The sequence below is a fragment of the Alkalimonas cellulosilytica genome, from assembly GCF_036325985.1.
Classification (GTDB): domain Bacteria; phylum Pseudomonadota; class Gammaproteobacteria; order Enterobacterales; family Alteromonadaceae; genus Alkalimonas; species Alkalimonas cellulosilytica.
In genome coordinates this window covers 13,511-29,880 of sequence record NZ_JAUHLI010000014.1, presented here as the reverse complement: position 1 = coordinate 29,880, position 16,370 = coordinate 13,511, and the positions used below count along the sequence as shown (strand labels likewise).

Annotated in this window: 14 protein-coding genes; 4 read left to right on the top strand and 10 right to left on the bottom strand. The window is 53.7% G+C overall.

Features of this window, described 5'->3' with window-relative positions:
* Nucleotides 1-18 precede the first annotated feature (18 nt).
* Both QWY20_RS13985 and QWY20_RS13980 read left to right on the top strand, forming a co-directional pair.
* Nucleotides 19-2,043, top strand: coding sequence for a S9 family peptidase (locus QWY20_RS13985; RefSeq protein ID WP_330129630.1), 2,025 nt, complete (start codon nucleotides 19-21; stop codon nucleotides 2,041-2,043).
* Between the two features lie 30 nt (nucleotides 2,044-2,073).
* Entirely contained in the window at nucleotides 2,074-2,616 is a 543-nt protein-coding gene (locus tag QWY20_RS13980; RefSeq protein WP_330129629.1) for a DUF3087 family protein, read from the top strand.
* 12 nt (nucleotides 2,617-2,628) lie between these two features.
* Here QWY20_RS13980 and QWY20_RS13975 read toward each other — a convergent pair whose 3' ends face one another.
* From QWY20_RS13975 to rluD, 7 genes are all read right to left on the bottom strand, one after another.
* Nucleotides 2,629-2,847, bottom strand: a complete 219-nt coding sequence (locus tag QWY20_RS13975; protein ID WP_330129628.1) for a VF530 family protein — start codon at nucleotides 2,845-2,847, stop codon at nucleotides 2,629-2,631.
* An 86-nt stretch (nucleotides 2,848-2,933) separates the two neighbouring features.
* Entirely contained in the window at nucleotides 2,934-3,881 is a 948-nt protein-coding gene (locus QWY20_RS13970) for a PA2778 family cysteine peptidase (protein WP_330129627.1), read from the bottom strand.
* Nucleotides 3,882-3,958: 77 nt separating this feature from the next.
* Entirely contained in the window at nucleotides 3,959-4,315 is a 357-nt protein-coding gene (locus QWY20_RS13965) for a PA2779 family protein (RefSeq protein ID WP_330129626.1), read from the bottom strand.
* 147 nt (nucleotides 4,316-4,462) lie between these two features.
* Entirely contained in the window at nucleotides 4,463-4,909 is a 447-nt protein-coding gene (locus QWY20_RS13960; RefSeq protein WP_330129625.1) for an energy transducer TonB, read from the bottom strand.
* Between the two features lie 132 nt (nucleotides 4,910-5,041).
* The gene (gene clpB / locus QWY20_RS13955) at nucleotides 5,042-7,612 is read right to left on the bottom strand and encodes an ATP-dependent chaperone ClpB (RefSeq protein ID WP_330129624.1); all 2,571 of its coding nucleotides are present in this window, start codon (nucleotides 7,610-7,612) and stop codon (nucleotides 5,042-5,044) included.
* Between the two features lie 101 nt (nucleotides 7,613-7,713).
* Nucleotides 7,714-8,454, bottom strand: coding sequence for a peptidoglycan editing factor PgeF (gene pgeF, locus QWY20_RS13950; RefSeq protein ID WP_330129623.1), 741 nt, complete (start codon nucleotides 8,452-8,454; stop codon nucleotides 7,714-7,716).
* Complete coding sequence (gene rluD, locus QWY20_RS13945; RefSeq protein WP_330129622.1) at nucleotides 8,447-9,421, bottom strand: 23S rRNA pseudouridine(1911/1915/1917) synthase RluD; 975 nt, start codon at nucleotides 9,419-9,421, stop codon at nucleotides 8,447-8,449. The genes pgeF and rluD overlap by 8 nt, the downstream gene beginning before the upstream one ends.
* Before the next feature lie 128 nt (nucleotides 9,422-9,549).
* On the opposite strand from rluD, the gene QWY20_RS13940 reads away from it, so the two are divergent.
* The gene (locus QWY20_RS13940; RefSeq protein ID WP_330129621.1) at nucleotides 9,550-10,317 is read left to right on the top strand and encodes an outer membrane protein assembly factor BamD; all 768 of its coding nucleotides are present in this window, start codon (nucleotides 9,550-9,552) and stop codon (nucleotides 10,315-10,317) included.
* Nucleotides 10,318-10,361: 44 nt separating this feature from the next.
* Here QWY20_RS13940 and radA read toward each other — a convergent pair whose 3' ends face one another.
* Nucleotides 10,362-11,726 carry a DNA repair protein RadA gene (gene radA, locus QWY20_RS13935; RefSeq protein WP_330129620.1) on the bottom strand — a complete coding sequence of 455 codons (1,365 nt, stop codon included), beginning with the start codon at nucleotides 11,724-11,726 and terminating at the stop codon, nucleotides 10,362-10,364.
* A 160-nt stretch (nucleotides 11,727-11,886) separates the two neighbouring features.
* On the opposite strand from radA, the gene QWY20_RS13930 reads away from it, so the two are divergent.
* A complete protein-coding gene (locus QWY20_RS13930) occupies nucleotides 11,887-14,406 on the top strand; it encodes a PilZ domain-containing protein (protein WP_330129619.1) in 2,520 nt (839 codons plus the stop codon).
* On the opposite strand, the gene QWY20_RS13925 is transcribed toward QWY20_RS13930, so the two are convergent.
* Nucleotides 14,393-15,295 (bottom strand): alpha/beta hydrolase family protein, encoded by a 903-nt coding sequence (locus QWY20_RS13925; protein ID WP_330129618.1) that lies wholly within the window; start codon nucleotides 15,293-15,295, stop codon nucleotides 14,393-14,395. The two genes, QWY20_RS13930 and QWY20_RS13925, sit on opposite strands and share 14 nt — an antisense overlap.
* Before the next feature lie 8 nt (nucleotides 15,296-15,303).
* A complete protein-coding gene (gene serB / locus QWY20_RS13920; RefSeq protein ID WP_330129617.1) occupies nucleotides 15,304-16,251 on the bottom strand; it encodes a phosphoserine phosphatase SerB in 948 nt (315 codons plus the stop codon).
* Between the last annotated feature and the right edge of the window lie 119 nt (nucleotides 16,252-16,370).

Sequence of the window (16,370 nt, the reverse complement as noted above, 5' to 3'; positions counted from 1 at the left end):
AACCAAGGAGACAAACCTGTGAGAAAACTAGGTATCCTGCTGCTGTGCTGGTTATTGCCGCTGTCGGCAGTACTGGCAGAGCAAAAACTACTCAGTGCCGAGCTCATCTGGGAGCTGAAGCGAATTGGCGCCCCGGTGATTTCACCCAAGGGTGAGCACATCGTTGCGCCAGTGACCAGTTTTGATGTACCGGCCGATCAGGGCAGCACCCAACTGTGGTGGTTCGCTGCTGATGGCTCCAGCAAACGGCCAATTACTGCCGAAGGCATGCGTGTTAGCGAAGCGACCTTTTCACCGGATGGCAGCACCCTGGCCTTTATCAGCCAGCGTCACAAAGACGATGCCGGCCAGATTTACCTGCTGCCGATGAATCGTCCGGGTGAAGCCCAGCGCTTAACTGAAGTACCAACTGGTGTCTATGGCATCAAATGGGTCGGCCAGCATCTGTATTTCATCAGCCGGGTGTTTCCTGGACAAAGCTGGGACGAAATAAGCGCTCAACTTAAAGCCGATAAGGACAATAAAACCTCGGCCCGTCAGTGGAATGCGCTGCCTTACTCGCACTTTGACCACTGGCTGGATGAGCGCCGCCAGGCCCATGTTTTTCGTATTCCGGCCGCCGGTGGCGAAGTCGAAGCCATTACCCAGCCGCTGGGTTTGGAGTTACCGCGCTCCAGCCAGGGCTCGGGCAGCTACGACATTGACCCATCTGAGCGCTACATCGCCTTTAACGCCAACGGCTGGGACAATCAGGTCGATGCCAAAATCGATATTTTCCTGGCCCGGATTGGCGGCAGCGAAGCCGAAAACCTGACCGCTGGCAACGAAGCACCGGATGCCAACCCACAGTTTAGCCCGGATGGCAAAACCCTGGCCTTTACCCGCCAGCGCATTCACGGTTTTTATGCCGATACCGCCAACCTGGTGTTGCTGGATCTGGCCCGTCGCAATGAGCGCGAAATTACCACCAACTGGGATCGCTCGGTATCCAACTTCAGCTGGACCCACGACAGCCGTGGCTTCTATGCCGCCATTGATGATGCCGGTACCTCGCGGATTTATCATATCGATGCCCGCAATGGCAATGTCCGCGCTGTGACCGCTGCCACCAACTTTGGTCGTCCGGCCATCGCCAGCAATGGCACCTTGGTGGCTACCAACGAAAGCTTCCTGTACCCGGCACGCCTGGTGCGGATCAACCCACGCAACGGCAACCTGACCCGACTGGACAGCTTTAACGATGAGGTGCTGGCCGATGTCGATCTGGGCACCTATGAGTCCGTGACTTACCAGGGCCACAACGGTCAGGACATTCAAATGTGGGTGCATTACCCGCCTGGTTTTGACCGCAGCAAAAAATACCCGCTGTTTTTGCTGATCCACGGTGGCCCGCACAACGCCATTACCGATGGTTTCCATTACCGCTGGAATGCCCAGACGTTCTCTTCCTGGGGCTATGTTACCGCCTGGCCTAACTTCCACGGCTCCAGCGGCTTTGGCCAGGACTTTGCTGACAGCATCAACCCGGATTGGAAAACAGCCCCACTGTACGATGTACTGCGTGCCGCCGACTGGTTCAAAGAAAAAGACTGGATCGACAACGAGCGCATGGTGGCCGGTGGCGCCAGCTACGGCGGTTACTTAAGCTCCATCATTCTGGGCCAGGAGCATCCGTTTAACGCGCTGCTGATCCATGCGGCGGTGTACAATATGTACTCGCAGATGTCGGCCGACTTTGCCGTGCACTCCACCCGTTTCGGCAATTACTGGGACAACCCGGAGATTTACAAGTCCATTTCACCGCACTACTTTGCCGGTAACTTCAATACCCCGACCCTGGTGATCCACGGTCAGCTTGACTACCGGGTGCCGGTTGGTCAGGGCTTTGAGTTGTTCCGTACCCTGCAAAGCCGTGGCGTCGAGTCGCGGATGATCTACTTCCCGGATGAAAACCACTGGATCTTAAAGCCAAACAACTCTATTTATTGGTACAATCAGGTCAAAGACTGGATGACGCGTTTTGCCGAGCCAGGCCCGCGCTAATGTGCCCTGAATCGTAACAAAGGCGGCCTGGTGCCGCCTTTTTTTATCTGGACAGAGTTTAAAACCATGCAGCTAAAAACCATTCATAAAGAGCGCTACCGCAACCGTTTAAACCGCATTATCATCGCCAGTATCCTGGCATTGGCCGGCATTAGTCTGGGCAGCTCTACGCTGCTGATCCAGCTGTTTTCAGCGCCTGGTGCGGGTAATTTTTGGCTGAATTTCACCGGGGTCGTGCTGGGCTGTTTGGTGGTCGGTACTGCGTTAAAACGGCTGAAAAGCCACCCGTACTTTTTTGAAGTGGCCTACATCTGGGATTTGAAGCACGAGCTGAATCTGATCCAACGCAAACTCAAAGCCATTCAAATCGCGGCTGACCGGCTGGAGCCTGAGGCCCTGACCATCCTGGCCTTTAGCTATGCTGGCTCACGACTGATCTGGCAACTCGATGACAATACCCTGGTGTTGTCGGAACTGAATAAAGCCGACAATGCGCTGCAACAAAAAATTGCCGATGCCGGTCTTCGCATCAGCGCCGAAGATTATCGACGCCAGTTGTTGGAAAAATTTTAAGGCGATCCGGTATTACTGAAAGGTTTTCAGATACAACTGCTCCACCTCGGCCCGGGCCCAGGGGGTTTTGCGTAAAAACTTTAAGCTGGATTTTACCGAAGGATCATTCTTAAAGCAGTTGACCCGGATTACATTGGCCAACTGCGCCCAACCATAGTGCTCAACCAACGCGACCAGGATTTTCTCTAATGTGAGGCCATGCAAAGGGTTGTTGACTTGCTCTTTACTCATTCGGCTGCACCTGTGGTTTTGAATGCATCTATGGTACCGCAAGCAGGTTGTAACCGCTATTCGCAAAACCAGGCTTCACACAACCACTAGTCGATGGCTTGTTCGAGCAGCTGGATGGCCTTGCCGTAGCGGGGATGCTCCGGCGCTAATTGAGCGGTAAGCGCTGCAACCCGAAGCGCTTCATCCACTTGCCCAAGCCGCAGCAAAGCCCAACTCAGGTTGAAATAGTAGGCCGCTTCGCCTGGCGCCAACTCGGTTGCACGATAATAATGCGCTTTGGCGGCGGCAAAGTCGTGCTGCTGATAGGCAATATTGCCAAGGCCAAAAGCACTGGTCGCTTGCTCGGGCCAACGCCGCTCAGCGACGACATACCCCTCAGCGGCTAAAGACCAGCGTTGTTGTTGCTCCACAGCTGCCACTGCCTGCAAATACCGCAATGGCTCTGCCGTCGCAGGTAATTGCCCGGATGCCGGCACCACCATGGCCCAATAGTTGGCCAGTTGCCAACTGCGCTCAAACTGACGCAATGACATACTTTGCCGGTAGCGGCTACCAGAGCGCAGCAGCAGTTGCTGGCGCTTCGGATCAAAGCCAATTACCACCGCATAATGCCAACGCGGCCAACGTGCCAGGCCCAGGTTTTGCAGTACCAGTACCGGATGCCCCGCTGCCAGTTCAGCCAGCAGATCGGTAAGTTGGGGGGCAAGTACATAAGGGATCCGTTCAGCCCGGCGACTGGCGGCTAACAGCTCAGCCTGCAGGCTACCCTGACGCTCCGGTAAATACACCTGTTCGGCCAGCTGATCAGGATGAGCCGTTTCCACACCACTTACCTGCAGCACCGTTGCCAAAGCAGCGGGACCACACTGGTATCTTAATTGCGGATAGAAAGGAGTGTCAGTCAGCTCAATGTAAGCCAGCTCTGTAGCCGGCAGCTGCTGATACTGATACAGCCGGCCCGAATGACTGCAGGCCGTCGATACCAGCATCATCGCCACCAGCAACATGCAGCGCTGACTACGCCATGCAGACATCACAATCATTGCAGCCATGCGTTGCCAACAGCAACGGTGTTGCCCAGAGTGAACCTGCCCCCTTTGCGGCTGGCTGATTAACGGAAAAATACCAGCCAGATAATAATCCCGATTAAAATGACCGTGGTACTGATGCTGATCCCGGCACCAGCCGGTAGCTCATTGATGCTGGCAGTTAACTCCCGCACTTCTTCGTCGGTTAACGCAGCAACCCGCAGTAAGGCTTCATCTGGATCCACCCCATACTGCACCAGCAACTCCCGCACATCGTCGCGCTGCAACTGCTCGGTCAACTGCGCCCGATCCCAGCCGGATTGCTTTTCTTGCACAAACTCATGGGTACTAACAATATCCGCTTGCGCCACTGGTATCAGCGCCGGTTGCAGTAAAACAGCGCCAGTCAGAGATAGTGTAAATACTAAGGTTTTCGTCATGGTAGTGCTCCGGTTAATGAACCTATTGACCTTAGACCAAAACCATAGGATTTTCCATAAAGGAATTAATAATCATTGCATTAGCGTCTTAAAGTGCTTACTGAAACGCTCGCATTGCTGCGTTTGATCAATCACCTTCCATGCTTTTCAGCGAACCCGATACCCCACCGATGACACCACATCATCACCACGACAGGTCGTTCTTTGCTGAAGTTGCTCAGGCGAGCAATTGCCCCGCCCAGTTTCCAGACAAAACTCAAAGCGTGTTTCAAACCAAGTCGGCTCTGCTACCCGATCTGCGCCCAGGCTTTGCCAGTTCCAGCGCGGCACCACGGCAGCGGACTCGTTGGCAAAATGACGGCTAGTGGCATCAAGCACTTCGACTTGCTCGACCAATAAGCTCGGGGTCAGCAAGTAGCGCACCGTTGCACAGCCCTCACGACCGGCTCTTGCTTCTTCTACAGGGTAACGCGGAGCAAATCGCTGAAACTCATTCGCTACTTGTGGGCCACTGGCTGATGCTGCTTCAGGGGTATCATTGCTGCTGCAGCCAAACAGCAGCAACATTCCTGCACAGAGTAACAATAGTCGCATTAGTTTTCCTTCAATAGCATAAACAATAACTTTAAAAAATAGTAATCAATAAAAAATCAAATCACAATGTTCTGTTTATTTTTTCCATAAAAAATGCCCACCCATGGTGAGCATTTCTGTTTAAAAGCACGGTTAGCGAATGATTAAGGCATCGCCCTCGGCATCAATCTGCACTGTGCTGCCTGGCACAATGTCACCTCTTAACAGCGCTTGTGCCAATGGGTTTTCCAGATGCTGCTGGATAGCCCGCTTCAGTGGCCGGGCACCAAATACCGGGTCAAACCCGACAGCCGCCAACGTATCCAGCGCCGCTTCGCTGACCTCCAGCTGATAATCACGCTCTTGCAAACGCTGCCGCAGCCGCGCCAATTGAATGCCGGCAATGGCTTTGATTTGCTCGTGCCCCAGCGGATGGAACACCACGGTTTCATCCACCCGGTTTAAAAACTCTGGCCTGAAGTGCTTGCCAAGCACATCCATCAGCATGGTTTTCATTTCCTGATAGCTCGACTCACTGCTGTACTGCTGGATCAGATCCGAACCTAAGTTCGACGTCATGATGATGACGCTGTTTTTAAAGTCCACCGTCCGGCCCTGACCATCGGTCAGCCGTCCATCGTCCAGTACCTGTAGCAGAATGTTAAACACATCCGGGTGGGCTTTTTCTACTTCATCCAGCAAAATGACTGAGTAAGGTCTGCGCCGCACCGCTTCGGTCAGATAGCCGCCTTCCTCATAGCCGACATAGCCAGGAGGCGCACCAACCAGGCGCGATACCGCGTGTTTTTCCATAAACTCGGACATATCTATCCGCACCATCGCATCCGGGCTATCAAACAAGAAGGTCGCCAAGGCTTTGGTCAGCTCGGTTTTACCCACCCCGGTTGGCCCTAAAAACAGGAAAGAGCCAATCGGCCGGTTTGGATCGGACAAGCCCGCACGCGAACGGCGAATGGCATTGGCCACCGCCACCACAGCTTCTTGTTGCCCCACCACGGTGCGGCGCAAGGCTTCTTCCATCTGCAACAACTTGTCGCGCTCCCCTTCCAGCATCTTGCTGACCGGGATGCCGGTGGCTTTGGACAAGACATCGGCAATTTCCTGCTCAGTGACCCGGTTCCGCAGTAATTGCATGTCCTGCATCTCGGCCTGACTGGCCAGATCCAACTGCTTTTCCAGTGCCGGAATACGGCCATACTGCAGCTCGGACATGCGCTGCAAATCACCGGCCCGGCGGGCCACTTCCATATCCAGCCGCACTTGCTCCAGTTCAGCCTTGATGGTTTGGGTGCCCTGCAAGGCCGCTTTTTCCGATGACCAGATCTCATCCAGATCTTTGTACTCTTGCTCCAGCAAAGCAATTTGCTCCTGAATGACATCACGGCGTTTTTTGCTGCTGTCATCCACTTCTTTGCTCAGTGCATTGTCTTCCAGCTTTAACTGAATAATGCGCCGCTCCAGTCGATCCATTTCCTCCGGCTTGGAGTCCATCTGCATCCGGATGCTGGATGCGGCTTCATCAATCAAATCAATGGCTTTATCCGGCAACTGGCGATCATTGACGTAGCGGTGCGACAAAGTAGCCGCGGCTACAATGGCCGGATCGGTAATTTCCACCGCATGGTGCAGCTCGTAACGCTCTTTTAAGCCGCGCAAAATGGCAATGGTATCTTCTACTGTTGGCTCTTCCACCAGTACTTTTTGAAAACGGCGCTCCAGCGCAGCATCTTTTTCAATGTATTTGCGGTATTCATCCAAAGTGGTGGCGCCCAGACAGTGCAGCTCCCCCCGCGCCAGCGCAGGCTTTAACATATTGCCGGCATCCATGGCGCCATCGGCTTTGCCGGCACCGACCATGGTATGAATTTCATCGATAAACAAAATGACCTGGCCTTCTTCTTTCGCCAGTTCATTCAGCACGGCTTTGAGCCGCTCTTCAAATTCACCCCGGTACTTGGCACCAGCCAGCAAAGCGCCCAGGTCCAGCGCCAGCACCCGTTTATCCTGCAAACCTGCCGGCACTTCTTTGTTGATAATACGCAGCGCCAGCCCTTCCACGATGGCGGTTTTACCAACGCCAGGCTCACCAATCAGCACCGGGTTGTTTTTGGTGCGGCGTTGCAGCACCTGAATGCAGCGGCGGATCTCTTCATCCCGGCCAATCACCGGATCCAGTTTGCCGGCTTCAGCCCGGGCCGTTAAATCGACGGTGTATTTGCTCAGTGCCTGTCGGGTATCTTCGGCATTGGGATCATCCACTTGCTGACCATCCCGCATCTGATCAATGGCTTTGCCAAGCGCCTCTTTGGTCACCCCTTGCTCACGCAGGATCTGGCCCAAAGCGCCCTTGTCTTCGGTGGCAGCCAGCACAAACAATTCGCTGGAGATGTACTGATCTTTGCGCTTTTGCGCCAGCTTATCGCACATATTCAGCAAGCTGCCCATGGCAGCGGATAACTGCACATCACCGCCGGTGCCTTCCACCGTGGGCAAGCGCTCTATCGCCTGCGTTACTTTCAGCCGCAGTTCGTTAAAATTAATGCCAAGCTTGTTCAGCAGCTCGCGCACGGTGCTGCCATCCTGGTTCAGCAGCGCATGCATCAAATGCACCGGCTCAATAAACTGATGATCGCGGCCAAGTGCCAGCGACTGCGCATCGGCAATGGCCTGTTGGAACTTGCTGGTCAGACGATCTAATCGCATGATGTTCTCCACTCAAAACTGTAACAAAAGTTATAGCTTATATTGGGAGCCACCGGACAGTTTTCAAGCAGCAAGTGTCAAATAATTGACTAGGATCAAAGTTAGGGCTGCAACCAAATGCAGCTAGCCATGCGGCCAGTCTGGCCATCGCGGCGGTAGGAGTAAAACAATTCGTCTTGCGTAAAGGTGCAATAGTTGCCGCCATAAATCGCCTGCACCCCGGCACGCTGCAAACGCAGCCGGGCCAGTTGGTACAAATCCGCCAGCCATTTGTGTTCGCTTTGCTGCACAAAGGCCGCTGCGGCCTGTGGATCGGTGGTAGTAAATTGCTGTACCACCTCGCTGCCTACCTCAAAGGCCGAAGGCCCAATGGCTGGTCCAAGCCAGGCCATGATCTCAGCGTCAGCAGCAAACTTTGCTAAGGTATTCTCCAGTACCCCAGCAGCGAGACCTCGCCAGCCGGCGTGAGCTGCCGCCACCTGCCGGCCACGAACATCGCAGAACAGCACCGGCAGGCAATCGGCGGTCATCACCGCACACACCTGGCCTGGTTGATCACTAAAAACCGCATCGGCAGTCACCGGTTCCGGACCGCTAAGGGGTAATGTCGCGACTTCGATTCCATGCACCTGCTCCAGCCAAAGCGGCGTCTTAGGCATAGCAGCAGCCTCTACCAACAACTGGCGGTTGCTAGCGACCGCCGTTGGCTGATCGCCGACATGAGCACCGAGATTCAAACCGGCATAAGGCCCCAGCGAAACACCCCCTAACCGGGTGCTGCAGATGGCTTGCACCACAGCAGGAGCTGGCCAATCCGGCTGAATCAGTGGCAGCTCAGGCATCGTCCATGCCATGTTCTTGTGTATCAGCCCGCAAGGTTTCAACCAATAAACGCATATCCTCCGGGATCGGCGCTTGCCATTCCATGGTTTCACCGCTGATAGGATGATCCAACTTTAGTAAAGCGGCGTGCAGTGCCTGGCGTCTGAAATCGCGCAGTACCTGACGGAACTGCTCCGAAGCGCCCCGTGGCGGACGGGGCCGGCCGCCATAAACGGGATCACCAATCAACGGATGATGCAAGGACTGCATATGCACCCGGATCTGGTGGGTACGGCCAGTTTCTAACCGCAGCCGCAACCGGGTATGGGCCCGAAAACGCTCCATCACCCGGTAATGGGTGACAGCCGGTTTGCCCGCTGAGTCTATCGCCATCAGGGTTCGCTGGGTTTGATGGCGCCCGATCGGTGCATCCACAGTGCCACCACCAGTTAAAGTACCGTGACAGACGGCTTCGTACTCACGGGTGATCAAACGTTGCTGCATGGCTGAAACCAAAGCCGTTTGTGCCGGTACTGTTTTGGCCACCACCATCACGCCAGAGGTATCTTTATCCAGCCGGTGAATAATGCCCGCCCGTGGCACTTCCGCGATATCCGGTACATGGTGCAGCAAGGCGTTGAGTAAGGTACCGGCCTGATTGCCCGCCCCCGGGTGCACCACCAAACCGGCCGGTTTGTTGATCACCAGGATATCGTCGTCTTCGTACAGGATGGTTAAGGCGATGGCTTCGGCTTCGTGCTGCACCTCTTCCTGCAGCTCGGCATCCACGGTCAGTTGCTCGCCGCCCAGCAGTTTATGCCGAGGTTTGCTTTCCACAACACCATCAATCTGTACCTGACCGGCCTGGATCCAGTTTTTTATCCGCGAACGGGAATAATCAGGGAACAATTCGGCCAGCACCTGATCTAACCGCTTACCGTAAAGATGGTCAGGCACGATTTCTGTCAATTTGATCTGTTTTGTCATAGCGGAAGCAGGTATCCTGTGTGCATTCCCGAAGGCTCTGGGTTAGAATCGGGTTTCTCTTGGAGCGTATTTTAACGGTTTTACCACCAACTGGACAGCCAAAGGCTGACGGAGATATGAATTTAACCATGAATAGCAAGTTTTCTACCATCCTCTGGGTGATTTTACTGGCACTGACGCTAAGCGCCTGTGCCGGCAAACGCAAGCAAGAACCAGTGTCTGTCACACAAAATGCCCAGGCTATGTATGCCGAGGCCAAGCGCGTACTGGACTCAGGCCTCTATAATCGTGCTATTGAGTTGCTGCAGGCTGTTGAAAACCGCTATCCTTTCGGCCCTTTAGCGCGTCAGGTACAGTTGGATATCATCTATGCCTATTACCGGGCGAACAACCTACCTCAGGCCATTGCCAACATTGATCGTTTTATCCGGTTGAATCCAAACCACCCGGATTTAGATTATGTCTATTACATGCGTGGCCTTGCCAATCTGAAAGCGGATGAAAATGCCTTCCAGTCGTTCTTTGGTATTGACCAGGCCGACCGTGATCTGGCCAGCACCCGTCAGGCGTTTGATGATTTCCGCATCCTGATCACCAGTTATCCGGACAGCAAGTACAGTGCGGATGCCCGCATCCGCATGCAGCATATCCGCGAAACCCTGGCCCGCCATGAGCTGTTGGTGGCCGATTACTACATGCGTCGTGGTGCTTATTTGGCTGCCGCCAACCGTGGCAAGTACATTGTGGAGTTTTTCCGTGAATCGCCGCAGGTAGAGCAGGCACTGGAACTGATGGTACAAGGCTACGATAAGTTAGGCTTAGAGAAGCTGCGTGATGATGCCTATGAGGTATTAAAACTCAACTTCCCCAACAACAGAACCCGGATAGGCTCTTAAGGCCTTCTCCTTGAAAATACCGCCGGTTGGCGGTATTTTTTTGCTTAATCCAAGGCTTCCAGCGCTTCTGATAACCGGCCAATACCGGTCACCTGCATGCCTTCAATCGGCTCTTTCGGGCAGTTAGCTTTGGGCACAATCGCCCGTTTAAAGCCGTGCTTGGCGGCTTCGCGCAATCGCTCCTGACCGCTGGGTACCGGCCGGATCTCACCGGATAATCCGACTTCACCAAACACCACCAGATCAGGTGGCAAAGGCTTATTACGAAAGCTGGACACCAGCGCCAGCAAGGTAGCTAAATCGGCACTGGTTTCCTGCACCCGGATGCCGCCTACCACATTGACAAACACATCCTGATCGGCCATCTGCAAACCGGCATGACGGTGCATCACTGCCAATAGCATAGCAATGCGGTTTTGCTCCATCCCCACCGTTACCCGCCGCGGGTTATTCAGTGGCGAGTGATCGACCAAGCCCTGAATTTCTACCAGCAAAGGCCGGGTTCCTTCCCACAGCACCATCACGATGCTGCCAGACTGCACATCTTCAGTTCGGCTCAGGAAAATAGCGGATGGGTTTTTGACTTCTTTCATGCCCTGGCCGGTCATGGCAAAAACTCCCAGTTCATTGACGGCACCAAAGCGGTTCTTGTTGCCGCGCAAGGTACGGTAACGGCTGTCCGCATCGCCATCGAGCAAAATGGAGCAATCAATGCAATGCTCCAACACTTTGGGACCTGCCAGGCTGCCGTCTTTGGTGACATGCCCCACCATAATCACCGCGATGTTGTGCTGTTTGGCAAAACGGGTCAGGTAAGCAGCACTTTCGCGCACCTGCGACACACTGCCCGGCGCCGACTGAATGTCAGCCATCTGCATCACCTGAATGGAGTCAATCACCATCAACCGGGGCTTTTCCTGCTGCGCCAGGTGGCAAATGGTTTCCACATTGGTTTCCGCCAGCATCCGCAGTTTGCCGGTTGGCAAACCCAGCCGGTTCGCTCGCAGTGCTACCTGTTGCAAGGACTCCTCACCCGTCACATAAAGCGCATTGCCCTGCTCAGCCAGACCACACATCATTTGCAACAGCAAGGTACTTTTACCAGCACCAGGGCTGCCGCCTATCAAGACCGCAGAGCCCGGCACGATGCCACCACCCAGCACCCGATCCAGCTCAGTGAACCCAGAGCTAAAGCGCGGTACATCCTGCAAATCCACTTCATCAAGTCGCAACACCTTCGCTGCCGCAGCACCGGCATAACCACCAAAACGGCTGTTTTTATCTTTCGCCGGGCCTAACCGAACCTCAGTAATGGTATTCCAGGCACCGCATTCACTGCACTGCCCCTGCCAACGCATAAAGTCGGCACCACAATCGTTACAAACATAAGCCGTTTTATTTTTTGCCATGAAATTCCTCAACGGGTAGGGGTCGTGCCAAAGGCAATGCATTTATGGGTATAGATATTGCATTATTTACCGGACTATTGAAAATAATGCCACAACCACGTAGCGTACAGTCATTCTACCGGCAGTTGCACGGTATTTTGACGCTGAATTCAGTGAGATTATGACAGCCCCTGACTTGCAAGAACACCTTAGCATCATAGAGCGCTTGAAAAGCTCAGTACAGACCTCTGATTTTGATCAGATGTTTACTGTGCTCACCAGTGAGCTGCCTAAATCCAAGCAATTTTTGCTGAAGATGGAGCTGAAACGGCTGTCCCAGCCCTGTGATTTCTTTATTGACCTGCGTGGCCATGTCGATGGCGATGTTCGCCCTTACGAGTATCAGGGTAAAACGCACTACATGGATGACAAAGCCATCGAAGTGTTTGAACAGGGCATCAGCGACTACGGCCGCTTTACTCTGGGTGTTTACGAAGATGTGATGAACACCGACAACAACTATCGGGTGATGCACCGCAAGGAAACTGAGGCCAGAATTCGTCAGGCACTCACTAATGGTCCGCAAACCGAACCAGAGCCCACTGAAGAGGTGATGACCAAACACCAGGCCCGGCTGGTGCAGTTTGGCAGTTACATCAACCGCAGTGAAGAGCGGATGAACTACAGCATTACCGTAGAGATAGTGCTGGAAAATGGCAAAATGTACAGCGCCCAGACCACCGATATCTCAGTACAAGGCTGCAAACTGAAACTGGCCCGCCAGATTAAACTGGCTGAGAACACTGAGATTGGGGTGTTTTTCCGCGAGCTGGAGCAAGAGTACACGCTAGATCGCAACAACCCCATCCGCTATCAGATTGTTGAAGTCAGCCCGCTCGATCAAAAGACTCAGCAATTACGCCTGAAACGACTGGAACTAAGTAATCAGCAGGAACAGGAATTTAGCAGCTTTATTGACCGCTTTATCCGCGGCAATAAACGACGCTACAAACTCAACCTGGACAATGCGCTCGATGCCGTCATTGTTAAGGGGTACGAACAATTTTATGTGCCCAGAACCAGCAGCCTGCCGGTGTTTATTGCCGTGCAGCAAGGCAAATCGCACCCGCAATGCGCGTTAACCACAGAGAACAACCGAGCCAGCTTTCATTACTTTCAGGATGAACTGCAACGCTCGGTATTGCCACAGATCCTCAGTGCTAAGCGCCTCAAGCAACTGTTGCAATTACCCGAGGGCAAACGACAGACTTTGTTGTTCTGTTTTACCCATGCCGCCAAAGGCAAGCTGTATTTTTACAGCGCAACCCAGCAAGAGCTGACTGCGGAACCAGGGCTGATGCACTTGTTTCTTGGTTTTGGCGCCAGCAAGAAAAGCTGGAAAGTTTTTCAGCTTAGTTTTTTAACCACATCGGCCGAGTACAGCCAGTTGCACTTTCAGGTACCTGGGGATGCGGCCACAGCTGGCAAACCCAAAAACACCAATTTGTTGGATGCTTACCTAAAACCCCTGCGTTTTATTGTCAGTCTGACCGATCTCAGTACCGAACCAAGCACGTCCTGGTATCAACAGCTCAGTTACGACAAAAATGCTGTGCGATCGTTGAACCAGTTTGCCCATGCCAAGTTAAACCAACTACCATTCTGTGAAGCTATCCCAGTCAAGTATGTGAACTTACGCTCGGAAGACCGTTATTTGTATAAAACCACGGTACAGCTATTCAACGCCAAAGAAGAGGCACTACCCGCAGCCTTTAGCCGGGATTTTTCTCCCAATGGCATGCAGGTGGAAATGCAGTTACCAGCACAGATCAAGCGCGGTGATATTATTCGGCTGAATCTGCCGGATCTGCAAAAGATCAGCAATAAATACCAACTCAGTCAGTTGGCGTATGAGGTCATGGCCGTCAGTAAAAGTGGCACCATCATGAACCTGAAAGTGCTGGAGAATGATGACGAGCATCAGGGCAAAGCATTTTTCCAGTTGCTGATCCAAAACAATCGCAGCAAATTAACCGTAGCCGAAGAGCAAGTGAAGCACCCTGGGCTGGCACCTGCTCTGCGCAATATGTTGATCAAAGCGTTGGATAACTTTCCGTTTTATTTGCATCGCAAAGGCATTCGCTACGAAATGAAAGCGGTGGCTCAGGGTGGCCTGCCGACCAGTTTGCATCAACTATTGGCGCAACTACCAGCCAGCCCGGAGCATCTGAATATTGAGCCCCTGATTAAACACAGTGCCGTTAATCTCACCTTTGCCAGTCAACTGAAGCAAATGAAACGTCAGGATCCCCCGCAATGTTACGAGCTCTATCTGAAAGTGCAACCACAGCAACAAGGCGAACCGGAGCTGAGCTGCCACTACGATTATGAGTACCAAACTGAACCTGAGAAGAAAGCTTTTATTGAGCGGCTTATCAACGAACAAGCCGCGGTGTTTTGTTACCGCATCTGGCTGTCGCGCACTGGCCGCCCCGACAGTGACTTTATCGCTCAGGAGCTTAGCTACATCAGCCAGTACGCTATTCATAAAGCCAAGCTGTTGGAAGAAGAGCTGTGGAGTGTCGTCGGCGTGGGTGAGCTGCTGGATATCACGGAAGAACTGCTGCTACGGTTGGATATTCCACAATCACAACGCCAGCAACAAAGTACGCTGCGTGACAGTTTACTCACCCCACGGTAAGCGAGCGTAACCAGTTCGCTAACTGAGGGAAATGATCCTGCACTGCCAGCGGGTGAGTCAGCATGCTGATGTGGTCGTAATCCGTCAAAGCACCGCTTGCTTTGCCCAGATGTGTGTACTTTGCCTGCTGCTGGCAGGCTTCCGCGATAAACGCCTGCACATCCTGCGGATGGCCCAGCACCCGGTCTTTTTCCGCCACAAAATGCCACAGATGCGGCCACTCTATCTGCTTCGCAGCAGCCGCATAATCGAAACCATCGCTGCAATCAACAAACCCATCTTGCTCTATCCAGGCAATGCAATCCTGCAAAAATTGTCTTGGCTCATCATCCGCCCCAAGCCGTAAGCGCTTCGCCGGAAAATAGCCATGTTTAGCGGCCAACCAGGGGCCAAGCCGGTTCCAGATCAAGTCCACTTTAAAACGCTTCTCCAGACTTTGCACCCGGATGCGGCGCTTGCTACCAAAACAGACTTTGGAGCTCACCAACGACAACAGCTCCGGATGGCGGCACAAGCTGGCAGCGGCCAAAACACCGCCCCAGGAATGCGCAATCAGATGGATTTTTTGCTGGTGCGCTCGCTGCAGATGCCGGATCAGGGCAGGAATATCCTGACAGATCAACTGCTGCTGACTGTGATCAAAACCACTGGAACTGTGCGGCAACGAGCGGCCCCGGCCGGCAAAGTCAGCGCAATACACCGCAAAACCCTGATCGGCCAGATAACAACCCAGGCCTTTGCCAGAGGCGCTGTAAAAAATCCGGCTATTCTCAATAGCGCCGTGCAACATCAATACCACACCATGCGGCTGATGCAGCGGCAATAAACGGCGAATATGCAGCTGGTACTGCTGCACCGGTAAAAAGTACGAATGCTGCTGGTGTTTCATCTGGCCTGTTAATCCAGTAAATACAATAGCTGCAGTAAAGAGCCATGGCGAATCGCCGCACTGGCTTTCGCCTGCACCAGTGGCTTGGCATGAAATGCCACGCCAAGGCCTGCCGCTGCCAGCATCGGCAAGTCATTGGCGCCATCACCAATGGCCACCGTTTGGTGTTTTGCCAGATGATACTGACTGGCCAGCTGCTGCAGTACCTCGGCTTTGGTACTGGCATCCACTATCGGGCCTTGCACCTCACCGGTCAGCTTGCCATCCGCTATCGCCAGCTCATTGGCAAAGGTCGCCGACAAGCCCAGTTGCTGCTCCAGCGCCTTAGTAAAATAAGTGAAACCACCCGATGCGATGGCCACATGCCAGTTGTAACGCTTGAGCTGCGCAACCAGTTCGCTCAGTCCTGGCATCAGCGGCAGCTCTGCCAACACCTCAACCAAAATAGCCGCATCGGCGCCTTTCAGTGCTGCCACCCGCTCACGCAAGCTGGCAGCGAAATCCAGCTCGCCGCGCATGGCGCGGGCCGTGACCTTGGCCACCTCATCACCGACACCGGCTTTGCGGGCAATTTCATCGATGCATTCAATTTCTATGGCGGTCGAGTCCATGTCCATCAGCAATAAGCCTGGCTCATTCAGGCTGGGCGCTTGCTCCAGATACACCAGTTCCAGCGCTTGCGCCTGCGCCCATTGCCGAACTTCCTGCTGCTGATGCTGTGATAACAGCGTTGGCAGCTGCAGCACCAGGGCTGGCATTAATTCCGGATGGGGCTGATACAAACGAAGCGCCAGCACCTGTGGTGCCAGATCAGGACAGCTGGCAAAAAGCGCGGGCAACTGGGCAAAAGTGAGAAAGCCGCCAAAAATACGCAGGCTGGCCTGGGGCGTAAAGTCACTGAGTTGCGGCTGCAGTGATGTCGTTGCCCAGGCTGCTACAGGCTTGGTCGTTTGCACACGAAGCTGCCCATGGTGCAAGCACAACAGCGCGGGTGTATTTTCAGAGCAACAGTCGGATAAGTCTTGAGATGGCCAATCAGGGGCCTGGAATTGATAGCAGTAAGACACAATAACGC